The organism is Streptomyces sp. SID1328, from assembly GCF_009865595.1.
In the GTDB taxonomy this organism is placed as follows: domain Bacteria; phylum Actinomycetota; class Actinomycetes; order Streptomycetales; family Streptomycetaceae; genus Streptomyces; species Streptomyces griseoluteus.
In genome coordinates this window covers 1-14158 of sequence record NZ_WWKH01000931.1, presented here as the reverse complement: position 1 = coordinate 14158, position 14158 = coordinate 1, and the positions used below count along the sequence as shown (strand labels likewise).

General features: G+C 70.5%; 5 protein-coding genes and 1 pseudogene. 1 reads left to right on the top strand and 5 read right to left on the bottom strand.

Annotation, left to right across the window (positions count from 1 at the left end; translation table 11 throughout):
• The 5 genes and pseudogenes from GT030_RS30190 to GT030_RS30170 form a co-directional block, all read right to left on the bottom strand.
• A pseudogene (locus GT030_RS30190) lies at positions 1 to 482 on the bottom strand (30S ribosomal protein S12 methylthiotransferase RimO); the annotation flags it as partial.
• 102 nt (positions 483 to 584) lie between these two features.
• Positions 585 to 1430: a helix-turn-helix domain-containing protein gene (locus GT030_RS30185; RefSeq protein ID WP_161203811.1), complete on the bottom strand. Its 846-nt coding sequence runs from the start codon at positions 1428 to 1430 to the stop codon at positions 585 to 587.
• Positions 1431 to 1710: 280 nt separating this feature from the next.
• Positions 1711 to 4413 (bottom strand): DNA translocase FtsK, encoded by a 2703-nt coding sequence (locus GT030_RS30180; protein ID WP_202460742.1) that lies wholly within the window; start codon positions 4411 to 4413, stop codon positions 1711 to 1713.
• A gap of 125 nt (positions 4414 to 4538) precedes the next feature.
• The gene (locus GT030_RS30175) at positions 4539 to 5216 is read right to left on the bottom strand and encodes a response regulator (RefSeq protein ID WP_161203809.1); all 678 of its coding nucleotides are present in this window, start codon (positions 5214 to 5216) and stop codon (positions 4539 to 4541) included.
• A gap of 241 nt (positions 5217 to 5457) precedes the next feature.
• Complete coding sequence (locus GT030_RS30170; RefSeq protein ID WP_346009775.1) at positions 5458 to 10926, bottom strand: HAMP domain-containing protein; 5469 nt, start codon at positions 10924 to 10926, stop codon at positions 5458 to 5460.
• Between the two features lie 323 nt (positions 10927 to 11249).
• On the opposite strand from GT030_RS30170, the gene GT030_RS30160 reads away from it, so the two are divergent.
• Positions 11250 to 14006: a SpoIIE family protein phosphatase gene (locus GT030_RS30160; protein ID WP_161203807.1), complete on the top strand. Its 2757-nt coding sequence runs from the start codon at positions 11250 to 11252 to the stop codon at positions 14004 to 14006.
• Positions 14007 to 14158 lie beyond the last annotated feature (152 nt).

Here is a 14158-nt window from a genome sequence, read left to right as displayed (position 1 = left end):
AGGTCGGTCGGGCCGTGGCCGGGCAGGGCGACGGCGGCCGCGGACTCCTGGCGCTCGGCCGGGCTGATCGGCAGCAGCTTGCGGCGGTCGCGCGGGGTGTGGGCGGCGTGGACCCCGCCGGACAGGATCGTCTGGAGGCGGTCGGAGATGTCGGCGTAGTCGTCGAAACCGAGCACGCCGTCGGCCTCGGGCAGCGCCTGGGCCAGTTCCTTGCCGTACCGCTCGGCCATGCAGCCCACCGCCACGACGGCCTGGGTTCTGCCGTGGTCCTTGAGGTCGTTGGCCTCCAGGAGGGCGTCGACCGAGTCCTTCTTGGCGGCTTCGACGAACCCACAGGTGTTGACCACGGCGACATCGGCGTCCGCGGCGTCCTCGACAAGCTGCCAGCCGTCCGCCTCCAAACGGCCTGCGAGCTCCTCCGAGTCCACCTCGTTACGGGCGCAGCCGAGAGTGACTAGTGCGACGGTACGGCGTTCAGGCATGGGCTCAAGACTACTTTGTCTGTCCCGCACCCCATGTCGACGGGGTTGGCCGTTGTCGGCCAACCCCGTCGATGTCCGCTCGCTCCGGGCGCCCGGAAGGCGTCACCCGACCTCGGGGTCGCCCTTGGTGTACGTGAGCCGCTCCACGGCACCGGGCCGGAAGTCGTCGTCGATCTTCTTGCCGTTGACGTACAGCTCGATCGCCCCGGCGTCACCGAGAATCAGGTTGATCTTGGTGCTGTCCTGGAAGGTCTTGGACTCGCCCTTGTTGAGCAGCCCGTCGAACAGCATGCGCCCGTTGTGGTCCTTCGCGGAGATCCAGCTCCGCCCGCCCGGCGCCGTGACCCGGACGGTCACCTTGTCCTGCGGGGCGGCCGCGATGGCGCTGTCGGACGGGTCGGACTTCGGCGTGGCGGACTGCCCCGTCTTCGGGGTGGGCGCGGCCGACTTGGTGGCGGACGGCGAGGCGTTGCCCTCGACGGCCTGGGTGTCCGTGTCGCCGCCGGTCTGCGACTTGATGGCGGTGAAGCCGACGAAGCCGATGACGACGACGATCGCCGCGACCATGGCCGCGGTCCAGTTGGGACCCCGGCGCTCGGGGCGGATGCGTTCCGCCTCGAACAGGGGGGCCGCCGGGGTGGGCGCGGGCCGGCCGCCGTGCTCGGCGTCGAACCGCGCGATGAGCGGGGCGGGGTCGAGGTGGACCGCCTTGGCCAGGTTGCGGATGTGGCCGCGCGCGTATACGTCGCCGCCGCAGGAGGAGAAGTCGTCCTCCTCGATGGCGTGCACCATGGCGAGGCGGATGCGGGTGGCGTTGCTGACGTCGTCCGCGCTCAGCCCGGCCGCGACGCGGGCCTGGCGCAGGGCGGTGCCGACGGAAGGACCGTCGGCCTTGGGGGCGTCGGTGAACGGGGGCTCGTCTTCGGGGGAGTTGCTGCCGATGGACACGGGGGCGCCTTTCGAGCGTGTGAGCCACCTGTGCTGAGCGTTCAGTCTAGGCGGGGTACGAAAGGGTGGGGCAAGCGGGCGAACGAACTTGTACGCCATCGGAAGGGGCGGTCAGCCCGACGGCGGACGGGAGCGGGAGGCCCAGGCCGGTACCTGCACCCCTGCTCTCGCTCAACTTGACGTACTGCAAAGGGAAACGGTTGCCCGCCGATGTTTAACGGGTGGATCACGGTCGTGCCGCCACCCGGCGCAGTCCCGACACGCCGGGTGGCCCGAAGCCCTAACCGTCAGACTCCCCGCGAATCACGGCGAGCACGCCGTCCAGTTCGTCAGGCTTCACGAGAACGTCACGAGCCTTGGAACCCTCGCTGGGTCCGACGATGTTCCGGGACTCCATGAGGTCCATCAGCCGGCCCGCCTTGGCGAAGCCGACCCGCAGCTTGCGCTGGAGCATGGACGTCGACCCGAACTGTGTGGAGACCACCAGCTCGGCCGCCTGGCACAGCAGGTCGAGGTCGTCACCGATGTCCTCGTCGATCTCCTTCTTCTGCTTGGTGCCCACGGTGACGTCGTCCCGGAAGACCGGCGCCATCTGGTCCTTGCAGTGCTGGACGACGACCGCGACCTCTTCCTCCGTCACGAACGCGCCCTGCATACGGGTCGGCTTGCTGGCGCCCATGGGCAGGAACAGCCCGTCGCCCTTGCCGATCAGCTTCTCGGCGCCGGGCTGGTCGAGGATGACGCGGGAGTCGGCCAGCGAAGAGGTGGCGAAGGCCAGCCGGGAGGGCACGTTGGCCTTGATGAGACCGGTGACCACGTCCACCGAGGGCCGCTGGGTGGCCAGCACCAGGTGGATGCCGGCGGCGCGGGCGAGCTGGGTGATGCGGACGATCGCGTCCTCGACGTCACGCGGGGCGACCATCATCAGGTCGGCCAGCTCGTCCACGATCACCAGCAGGTACGGGTACGGCTGCAGCTCGCGCTCGCTGCCCGGGGGCGGGGTGACCTTGCCCTCGCGGACGGCACGGTTGAAGTCGTCGATGTGCCGGAAGCCGTAGGCCGCGAGGTCGTCGTAGCGCAGGTCCATCTCGCGCACCACCCACTGCAGGGCCTCGGCTGCCCGCTTGGGGTTGGTGATGATCGGCGTGATCAGGTGCGGGATGCCCTCGTAGGCGGTCAGCTCGACGCGCTTGGGGTCGACCAGGATCATCCGGACGTCCTCGGGGGTCGCCCGCATCATGATCGAGGTGATCAGGCAGTTGATGCAGGACGACTTGCCGGAGCCGGTGGCACCGGCGACCAGCATGTGCGGCATCTTGGCCAGCGAGTGCATCACATAGCCGCCCTCGACGTCCTTGCCGAACGCCACCAGCATCGGGTCGTCGTCCTCGGCGGACTGCGCGAGCCGCAGCACGTCACCGAGGTTGACCATCTCCCGGTCGGTGTTGGGGATCTCGATGCCGACCGCCGACTTGCCGGGGATCGGGCTGATGATCCGCACGTCCGGGCTGGCGACGGCGTACGCGATGTTCTTGGCGAGCGCCGTGATCCGCTCGACCTTCACGGCCGGGCCGAGCTGGACCTCGTAACGGGTGACCGTCGGGCCCCGGGTGAAGCCGGTGACGGCGGCGTCCACCTTGAACTCGGAGAACACCGTGCGCAGGGAGTCCACGATGGCGTCGTTGGCCGCGCTGCGCGCCTTGCCGGGGCCGCCCCGGGTCAGCAGGTCCAGCGAGGGCAGCGAGTAGGTGATGTCCCCGGAGAGCTGGAGCTGCTCCGCGCGGGCGGGCATCTCGCGGGGCACCTCGGGGGGCGCCTTGGTGAGGTCGAGGACGCCGGAGTCGGTGTTCTTCCTGCCCGGCACGGGCTTGGACGACGGCGCCGCGGAGGGCACCGGGACCGGGGTGGTCTCCTCGCGGTCCCCCACACTCACGCCCTGGGTGAGGTCGGCGACGACCGGGGACGGCGGCATGCCGTGCTGCACGGCGCCGTCGAGCGCGGCGTTGGCCGCCGAGGCCACGTCGATCGCGTCCATCTCGCGCGGCTCGGACTGCGCGGCCCTGCGGGGGCGGCGGCGCCGGGTGAGCGCCTCGCCCTCGGCGGCCTCGGGGTCGTACGCCTGCGGGCCGCCCCGGCGGGTCCGGGGGCGGGCGGGCGGTTCGTCGCGCCACTGCTCGTCGTAGCCTTCGACGTCGTCCAGGTCGGCCGCGTAGTCGTGCAGCACGCCGAGGCGGATGCCGAGGGCGCGCAGCCGGCGCGGAATGTGGTTGACCGGGGTGGCGGTGACCACGAGCAGCCCGAACACGGTGAGCAGCACCAGCAGGGGTACGGCGAGCACCTCGCTCATCGTGTACGTCAGCGGGGTGGCGGCCGCCCAGCCGATGAGGCCGCCGGCGTCCCTTATGGCCCGCATGCCGTCGTCCCGCGCGGGCGAGCCGCAGGCGATGTGCACCTGGCCGAGCACGCCGATGACGAGGGCGGACAGGCCGATGACGATCCGGCCGTTGGCCTCCGGCTGCTCGGGGTGCCGGATGAACCGGACGGCGATGACCGCGAACAGTATCGGCACCAGCAGGTCGAGACGGCCGAAGGAGCCGGTGACCAGGATCTCCACCAGGTCACCGACGGGTCCGCTCAGGTCGGCCCAGGTGCCGGCGGCGACGATCAGCGCGACGGCGAACAGCAGCAGCGCGATCCCGTCCTTGCGGTGGGCCGGGTCGAGATTGCGCGCGCCCTGCCCTACGCCCCGGAAGACGGCGCCGACCGCGTGCGCCATGCCGAGCCAGAGGGCGCGGACGAGTCGGTACAGGCCGCCGGTGGGGCTCGGCGCGGGCCTGGGCGGTGCCTTGCGGACCGGAGCCCGGCGGGCCGGCGCCTTCTTGGCCGGGGCCTTCTTGGCGACCGCCTTCCTCGCCGGAGCCTTCGCGGGCGCGGCCGCCTTCTTGGCGGGCGGCTTCTTGGCTGCGGAGGGACGTGAGGCCATGGGACCGAGGTTACCGGGGGAGACGACAGCGGACACGTGTGCCCACTGCTTCACCCGTTCGTGTCGCCCGTGGCGGGGCGTCGAATTGACGCCCGCTCATGGAAGGCCGGAGATCCGGCGGGGCGTCAACTCTGCGGAGGGAGTACGGCGGAGCCGTCGGCGCCCGGCTCCAGGGCGTCCAGCGCCCGGCGCAGACCGGTGAGTTTGCGCTCCAGGTGCGCGGCCGTGGCCACCGCAGCCGCGTCGGCGGACTCGTCGTCCAACTGCTTGGAGAGCGCCTCGGCCTGCTCCTCGACGGCCGCGAGCCGGGCGGACAGCTCCGCGAGCAGCCCGGCGGGCTCCTTGCTGTCGATCGTGTCCTTCTGTCCGCCCTCCAACTGGAGCCGCAGCAGCGCCGCCTGCTCCCTCAGCTGGCAGTTCTTCATGTACAGCTCGACGAACACCGAGACCTTGGCGCGCAGCACCCACGGGTCGAACGGCTTGGAGATGTAGTCGACCGCGCCCGCCGCGTATCCCCGGAAGGTGTGGTGCGGGCCGTGGTTGATCGCGGTGAGGAAGATGATCGGGATGTCCCGGGTCCGCTCCCGCCGCTTGATGTGCGCGGCCGTCTCGAAGCCGTCCATACCCGGCATCTGGACATCCAGCAGGATGACCGCGAAATCGTCCGTGAGCAGTGCTTTGAGCGCTTCCTCCCCGGAAGATGCCCGCACCAGCGTCTGATCGAGCGCAGAGAGGATGGCCTCCAGCGCCAGCAGATTCTCCGGCCGGTCATCGACCAGGAGGATCTTGGCCTTCTGCACCATGGCCCGCCCTCCTCGCCCCGGCGGTACACCGGGCGCCGCCCCAGGGGACGACTCCCTTTCGCCGCCCGTCCTTGTGCCGGTCATCGTAGCCGCACCCCGCCCGTCGCCACACCCTGTCACCGCGATGTCACGGTGCACACAGTTCAAACGCGGGCAGAGCCTGGAAGGTTCCCGGAATCCGAGGTTCCCACACCTGGCCCGCGCTGTGCACCGCGCCCCCGTGACCGGTCCTGTCCTACCGTCACTCCGGCCGCATCCACTGTCGCATGACGCCCAGCAGGTGATCGGGGTCGACCGGCTTGGTGACGTAGTCCGAGGCGCCCGACTGGAGCGCCTTCTCCCGGTCGCCCTTCATCGCCTTCGCGGTCAGCGCGATGATCGGCAGCCCGGCGAACTGCGGCATCCTGCGGATCGCGTTCGTGGTCGCGTACCCGTCCATCTCGGGCATCATGATGTCCATCAGCACCACGGCCACGTCGTCGTGCTGCTCCAGGACCTCGATGCCCTCGCGGCCGTTCTCGGCGTACAGCACCGACAGGCCCTGCTGCTCCAGGACGCTGGTGAGCGCGAAGACGTTGCGGATGTCGTCGTCGACGATGAGCACCTTCTCGCCGCCGAACCGCACCGCCCGCACCGCCCGCACCGGCCGCTCGGTGTCCTCCGGCTGCTCGACGGTGATCGGCTGCTCCGGCCGCGGCTCGGCCTCCGGCAGGCTCCGGCGCCGCCGCCGGAAGAGCGCGGCGGGCCCGTTCTGCGTCTCCCGGTACGACTTCACCTCGGCAGGCGTCTCGGCCCCAGGGTCCGTCAGCTTCGCCGACAGGTGCGCCTCCGAGGCGACCAGCTCTCCGGCCTCCAGCGGGGGCACGGACTGCTGGTAGCCCTGCGGCGGGAGTTCGCTCGGGTGCAGCGGCAGGTACAGCGTGAACGTGGACCCGCGGCCCGGCTCGCTCTGCGCGTGGATCTCACCGCCGAGCAACTGGGCGATCTCCCGCGAGATCGACAGCCCGAGGCCGGTGCCGCCGTACTTGCGGCTGGTCGTGCCGTCGGCCTGCTTGAACGCCTCGAAGATCACCCGCATCTTGCTGGCCGCGATGCCGATACCGGTGTCGGTGACCGAGAACGCGATCAGATCGGCGTCCGGATCGGTCAGCGCCCCGGCCTCCAGCAACTGCTCCCGGATGGTCTGCGGCACGTCCGTGGCGGCGGGCCGGATCACCAGCTCCACCGAGCCGGAGTCGGTGAACTTCACCGCGTTGGACAGCAGGTTGCGCAGCACCTGGAGGAGGCGCTGTTCGTCGGTGTGCAGGGTCGCGGGCAGCTCCGGGGAGACCCGCACCGAAAGGTCCAGGCCCTTCTCGGCGGTCAGCGGGCGGAAGGTCGCCTCCACGTAGTCCACGAGCTGGACCAGCGCGATCCGCGTCGGGGAGACGTCCATCTTGCCGGCCTCCACCTTGGACAGGTCAAGGATGTCGTTGATGAGCTGGAGCAGGTCGGACCCGGCGCCGTGGATGGTCTCGGCGAACTCGACCTGCTTCGGGGACAGGTTGCTCTCCGCGTTGTCGGCGAGCAGCTTGGCCAGGATCAGCAGCGAGTTGAGCGGCGTACGCAGCTCGTGCGACATGTTGGCGAGGAACTCGCTCTTGTAGCGCATCGACACCGCGAGCTGCTCGGCGCGTTCCTCCAGGACCTGCCGGGCCTCCTCGATCTCGGTGTTCTTCACCTCGATGTCCCGGTTCTGCCGGGCCAGCAGCTCGGCCTTCTCCTCCAGTTCGGCGTTGGAGGACTGCAGCGCCTTCTGCCGGTTCTCCAGCTCGGCCGAGCGCTCCCGGAGCTGCTCGGTCAGCAACTGGGACTGCTTGAGCAACTGCTCGGTCTTGGTGTTGACGGAGATCGTGTTGACGCTGGTGGCGATCATCTCCGCGATCTGGTTGAGGAAGTCCCGCTGGATGTGCGTGAACGGCGTGAACGACGCCAGCTCGATCACTCCCAGCACATTGCCCTCGAACACCACCGGCAGCACGATGACCTGCGCCGGCGGGGCCTCCCCCAGCCCCGAGGAGATCTTCAGGTAGCCGCTCGGCACATCCCTGACCAGGATCGTCCGCTTCTCCTGCGCGGCCGTCCCGATCAGCCCCTCACCGGGCCGGAACGAGGTCGGCATCGCGCCCGTGGAGCAGCCGTAGGAGCCGAGCATGCGCAGCTCGTACTCCTCCTCGCCGTCCCCGGCGAGATCCTGGCCGTCCAGCAGCGGCATGGTCAGGAAGAACGCGCCGTGCTGCGCGGAGACCACCGGGGTCAGCTCGCTCATGATCAGCGAGGCGACGTCCTCCAGGTCCCGGCGTCCCTGCATCAGCGCCGAGATCCGGGCGAGGTTGCCCTTGAGCCAGTCCTGCTCCTTGTTGGCGATCGTGGTGTCGCGCAGGTTGGCGATCATCTTGTTGATGTAGTCCTGGAGTTCCTGGATCTCCCCGGACGCGTCCACGTCGATCTTCAGGTTCAGGTCGCCGCGGGTCACCGCGGTCGCCACCTTGGCGATGGCGCGCACCTGCCGGGTCAGGTTCCCGGCCATCTCGTTCACCGACTCGGTCAGGTCCCGCCAGGTGCCGTCCACGTCGAGCACGCGGGCCTGGCCGCCGAGCTGGCCCTCGGTGCCCACCTCGCGGGCGACGCGGGTGACCTCCTCGGCGAAGCTGGAGAGCTGGTCGACCATCGTGTTGATCGTCGTCTTCAGCTCCAGGATCTCGCCCCGCGCGTCGATGTCGATCTTCTTGGTCAGGTCGCCCTTGGCGATCGCCGTCGTGACCATGGCGATGTTGCGCACCTGGCCGGTCAGGTTGGACGCCATCCCGTTCACCGACTCGGTGAGGTCCTTCCAGGTGCCCGCCACACCGGGCACATGCGCCTGGCCGCCCAGGATGCCGTCCGTACCCACCTCACGGGCCACCTTGGTGACCTGGTCGGCGAACGAACTCAGCGTCTTCACCATGGTGTTGATGGTGTCGGCGAGCTGCGCCACCTCACCGCGCGCCTCGATGGTGACCTGGCGCGTCAGGTCGCCGTTGGCCACCGCGGACGCCACCTGGGAGATGTTCCGCACCTGCATGGTCAGGTTGTTGGCCATCAGGTTGACGTTGTTGCTCAGGTCCTTCCAGATGCCCGTGACACCCGGTACGTGCGCCTGCCCGCCCAGGATGCCCTCGGTGCCCACCTCACGGGCCACCCGCGTCACCTGCTCGGCGAAGCTGGAGAGCTGGTCGACCATCGTGTTGACCGTGGTGACCAGTTCGAGGATCTCGCCCTTGGCGTCGACGGTGATCTTCTTCGACAGGTCGCCCTTGGCCACGGCCGTCGTGACCTCGGCGATGTTGCGCACCTGGATCGTCAGGTTGTTGGCCATGAAGTTCACGGACTGCGTGAGGTCCTTCCAGGTGCCGGAGACACCCTGCACCTCGGCCTGCCCGCCGAGCATGCCCTCCGTGCCCACCTCACGGGCGACCCTGGTGACCTCCTGCGCGAACGACGAGAGCTGGTCCACCATCGTGTTCAGCGTGTTCTTCAGCTCCAGGATCTCCCCGCGCGCGTCCACGGTGATCTTCTGGGAGAGGTCACCGCGTGCCACAGCGGTGGCGACCTGGGCGATGTTGCGGACCTGGGCGGTGAGGTTCCCCGCCATGCCGTTCACCGAGTCGGTGAGGTCCCGCCAGACCCCGGCCACGCCCGGCACCTGCGCCTGGCCGCCGAGCCGGCCCTCGGTGCCCACGTCACGGGCCACCCGGGTCACCTGGTCGGCGAAGGCGGAGAGCTGGTCCACCATCGTGTTGATGGTGTTCTTCAGCTCCAGGATCTCGCCGCGCGCGTCCACGTCGATCTTCTGCGAGAGGTCGCCGTTGGCCACCGCCGTCGTCACCTGGGCGATGTTGCGCACCTGGGAGGTGAGGTTCCCGGCCATGAAGTTGACGGAGTCCGTCAGCTCCTTCCAGGTGCCCGACACCCCGTCCACCCGTGCCTGACCGCCGAGGCGGCCCTCGGTGCCCACGTCACGGGCCATCCGCGTCACCTGGTCGGCGAAGCTGGAGAGCTGGTCCACCATGGTGTTCACGGTGTTCTTGAGCTGGAGCATCTCACCGGAGACGTCCACGGTGACCTTCTGCGAGAGGTCGCCGTTGGCCACCGCCGTCGTCACCTGGGCGATGTTGCGCACCTGACCGGTGAGGTTCCGGAACGCGGTGTTGACCGAGTCCGTCAGGTCCTTCCAGGTACCGGCCGCGCCCGACACCTGCGCCTGGCCGCCCAGCTCACCCTCGACACCGATCTCCCGCGCGACCCGCGTCACCTCGGCACCGAACGCCGAGAGCTGGTCCACCATCCCGTTGACGGTGTTCTTCAGCTCCAGCATCTCGCCCGCCACGTCGACGGTGACCTTCTGCGACAGGTCACCGCTGGCCACGGCCGTCGTCACGGCGGCGATGTCCCGCACCTGGGTCGTGAGGTTCCGGAACACCGTGTTCACGGAGTCCGTCAGGTCCTTCCAGGTGCCCGCCGCACCCGGCACGTTCGCCTGCCCGCCGAGCCGCCCCTCGGCACCGACCTCGTTGGCCACACGCGTGACCTCGTCCGCGAAGATCCGCAGCGTCTCGGTCATCTGGTTGATCGTCTCGGCGAGCTGCGCCACCTCGCCCCGCGCGGGCACGGTCACCTTCTGCGACAGGTCACCGTTGGCCACGGCCGTCGTCACCTGGGAGATCCCGCGCACCTGAAGGGTCAGGTTGCCGGCCATCGTGTTGACGGAATCGGTCAGCTCCTTCCACACCCCGGCCACGCCCGGCACCTGCGCCTGACCGCCCAGGATGCCCTCGGTACCCACCTCGCGGGCCACCCGCGTCACCTCGGAGGAGAACGAGGAGAGCTGCTCCACCATCGTGTTGACGGTGTTCTTCAGCTCCAGCATCTCGCCCGCCACCTGCACGGTGACCTTCCGCGACAGATCGCCGCCCGCGACCGCCGTGGTCACCAGCGCGATGTCCCGCACCTGCGCGGTGAGCCGGTTCGCCATCGTGTTGACGGACTCCGTCAGGTCCTTCCAGGAACCCGACATGCCCCGCACCTTCGCCTGCCCGCCGAGCTTGCCGTCGGTGCCGACCTCGATGGCCACCCGCGTGACCTCGTCGGTGAAGGTGGAGAGCTGGTCGACCAGGTTGTTGACGGTCCGGCCGACCTTCAGGAACTCGCCCCGCAGCGGATGCCCGGTCCCGTCGGGCGCCTCGGTGCGCAGGTCCATGCGCGGCGACAGATCGCCCTCCGCGACCGCCGTCAGCACCCGGCTGACCTCGGACACCGGCCACACCAGGTCGTCGACCAGCGCGTTGGAGTTCTCCACCGCGGCCGCCCAGGAGCCCTCGCAGGCGCCCGTCTCCAGCCGCTCGGTGAGCTTGCCCTCCCGGCCGACCGTGCGCCGCACCCGCGCCAGCTCACCGGTCAGATGCAGATTGCGGTCGGCCACCTCGTTGAAGACCGCCGCGATCTCCGACATCACACCGTCGCCGGACACCGTGAGCCGCTTGCGGAAGTTCCCGTCGCGCATGGATTCCAGCGCGGCGAGCAACCGGTGCAGGGCAGCCGTGTCCACCTCGGTGACGCCACCGCTCCGGCGCGGGGACGGCCGGCCCTTCGCGCGCGTCTTATTGCCCCGCGTCGCTGCGCCAGACTCCACTGTGTCCCTCCCGGAGGGGTAGACCGCCACTGCCCTGCCCGGCCGCGTCCTGGGGCTGCTGCCCTTCGTGCACGGAACGCACGCAGCCCGAACCGACCTTCATCAAAATCCTGCCCAGTGTTTCACCCCTGCCGAACCAGGCCATAACAGTTCGGCAGCTTCGCACACGGTTCGCACACCGTGGGGGGTAATCACCGGCGACCGGCATCCACTGCGACGGCGAAGGTAAGTAACCTTGCATCCGGCTGTCCAGCCGCACCGGCCCGACCGGCCTGGGCGGCGGCACGAGTAGGACACGGGCATCGGAGGGGCGGCCGCAGAGGATGACCACCGGACTGATCTCGGGGGGACCTTCCCCGGAGCCACGGCCGAAGGACGAGCGGACCCCGCAGCAGCGGTCCGGACCGGCCGGCCCGCCGGCCACGCATGTCGACGACAGAGCAAGGAGTTCCGTGATCACCGCCCGCGCGGCCGCCAGCTTCGAGCCCGTCGGGCGTTCGGTCGCGACCGCCCGCGCCTTCGTCCGCGACACCCTCCAGGGCTGGGGGTTCGCGGACATCGTCGACGACGCCGTGGTGCTCACCAGTGAACTGGTCACCAACGCCGTGGTCCACGCGGGCACCGAGGCCGAGGTCCTGTGCCTGCGCACCGACCACGGCGTACGCATCGAGGTCTCCGACCGCTACCCCGAGCGCGAGGTCCCGCTCCAGAGCGCGCACGCCGTCATGGGCAGCCCCGACCGCGAGGGCGGCCGCGGCCTGCAACTGTGCGCCGCGCTCGCCACCCGCTGGGGCGTCGAGTACACCCCCACGAACAAGAACGTCTGGTTCCAGCTCGACCTGCCCGAACGCCACGTCGGCACCCGCGCCGCCGGACCGGCCCTCCCGCCCGAGCTGCTCCCGCTGGCCGACAGCCGGGTCCGCGTGGCCGTCCTCCAGATCGACCGCAAGGGGTGCATCAGCGCCTGGAACGAGGACGCCGAGGAACTCTTCGGCTACCCGGCGAACGAGGTCGTCGGCAAGCCCCTCACCGACCTCGCCGCCTGGCCGCACACCCCCGGTACCGGCACCGGCATCGCCGAGGCCCTCCTGCTCTCCCGATGGGAGGGCAGCTACGGCGTCCGGGGCGCCGACGGCCGCGTCTCCCCCGTCTACGCCTCCCACCTGCGCGTCCGGGACACTGGCGGCGAGCCCTCCACCGTCTGCCTCCTGGTCCGCGACGACGAGCGCGCCGTGCTCCAGACCCCCTCCCGCGTGCCCACCGGCGACCAGAGCGGCTCCGACGGCCCCAACGCGGACCCCTTCGAGGTCTTCATCGGCTCCCCCGCCCCCGACGACCTGGACGGACTCCTTCAGCGCACCGTCGAGCGCGCCCGCGACATGCTCGACGGCGACTCCGCCTTCCTGCTGCTCGCCACCGACGACGAGACCGAGCTCGAGGTCCGCGCCTCCACCGGCCTGCCCTCCACCCGCCAGCGCTTCGCCCGCGTCCCCGTCGAAGCCGGCCCCGGCCGCTACGGCTCCGCGCGCATGCCCGCCGTCCACGACGACCTGAACGCCATCCCCAGCGCCGCGGTGCCGCTCCTGGCGGGCACCGGCATGCGCTCGGTGGTCACCGTGCCGCTCAAGGTCGAGGGCCGCCTCACCGGCTCCCTCGGCGTCGCGGCCGAGGCACCGGGCCGGTACTCCAACGAGGAGGCACTGCGCCTCCAGTTCGCCGCCGACCGCATCGCGCTGGCCGTGGAGTCCGCCCGCCTCGGCGAGCTGGAGCGGCTGCGCCGGGGCTCGCTCAGCTTCCTGGTCGAGGCGTCCGACCTGCTCGCCGGCACCCTGGACCGCGACCAGACCCTCGCCCTGATGGCCCAGATGACCGTGCCGACCCTGGCCACCTGGTGCGCGGTCTACACGATCAGCGAGCAGTCCGCCGACCCGTATCTCTCGTACGTCCTGCACGAGGACGAGGAGTTCATCGACGGCATCAAGTCCTTGCTGTCGAAGATCCCGCCGCCCGACGCGGTACTGACCCCCGGCGCGCGCGTCTGGCCGCTGCCCGGCGAGGTCGCCCACCAGGCCGCCCTGCGCAGCTCCATGCGCAGCCTGGGCCTCTCCGGCGGCCCCACCCAGCAGCTCGCCTCCAGCATCGGCCCGACTCTGGCGACGGCCTCGGCGGTCGGCGGCGAGACCGTCGTGCTGCCCCTGGTGGCCCGCAACCGCGTCATCGGCATGCTGACCCTCGGCAAGCCCACCGACGAACACTTCCGCCAGGAAATCCTGGAACTGGCCGAGGACCTGTCCCGCCGGGCCGCCCTGGCCCTGGACAACGCCCGCCTGTACTCGGAGCGCACGGCCATCAGCCAGTCCCTCCAGCGCAGCCTCCTGCCCCCCGGCCTCCCGCCCATCGACGGCGTCGAGGTCGACGTCATCTACCGCGCGGCGGGCGAGGGCAACGAGGTCGGCGGCGACTTCTACGACCTCTTCCCCATCGGCGACGGCGCGTACGGCTTCGCCATCGGCGACGTCTGCGGCACCGGCCCCAACGCGGCCGCCGTCACCGGCCTCGCCCGGCATGCCCTGCGCCTGCTGGCCCGCGAGGGTCTCAGCGGCCCGGCGGTCCTGGAGCGCCTGAACTCCGCGATCCTCGACGAGGGCGACCGCAGCCGCTTCCTCACCCTGCTCTACGGCGAGCTGCGCCCCCAGGAGGACGGCGGCGCCGAACTGAAGGTGGTCTGCGCCGGCCACCCGCTCCCCCTGCGCCTGCGCCAGGACGGCACGGTGACCGCGGCGGCCGAACCTCAGCCCCTCCTCGGCGTCATCGAGGACCTGGAGCTGTACGAGGAGACGGTCACCCTGGACCCCGGCGACGTCCTCCTCTGCGTCACGGACGGCGTCACCGAACGCCGCGAGGGCATCCGCATGCTCGGCGACGACGGCCTCGCGGATGTCCTGACGACCTGCACCGGGCTTACGGCCGGCGCGGTCGCGGCGCGCGTGCTGCGCGCGGTGGAGCGGTTCGCCTCCGACGCCCCCTCCGACGACATGGCCATCCTGGCGATGCGGGTTCCGGGGCTTCAGCAAGACTGAGGTCGTCCGGTCCGCCCCGCCGGGCGGGCCGGACCTGCGGACATGCGAAAGGCCCCACCCGAAACGGGTGGGGCCTTTATCGCTGAGCCCCCAAACGGAATCGAACCGTTGACCTTCTCCTTACCATGGAGACGCTCTGCCGACTGAGCTAT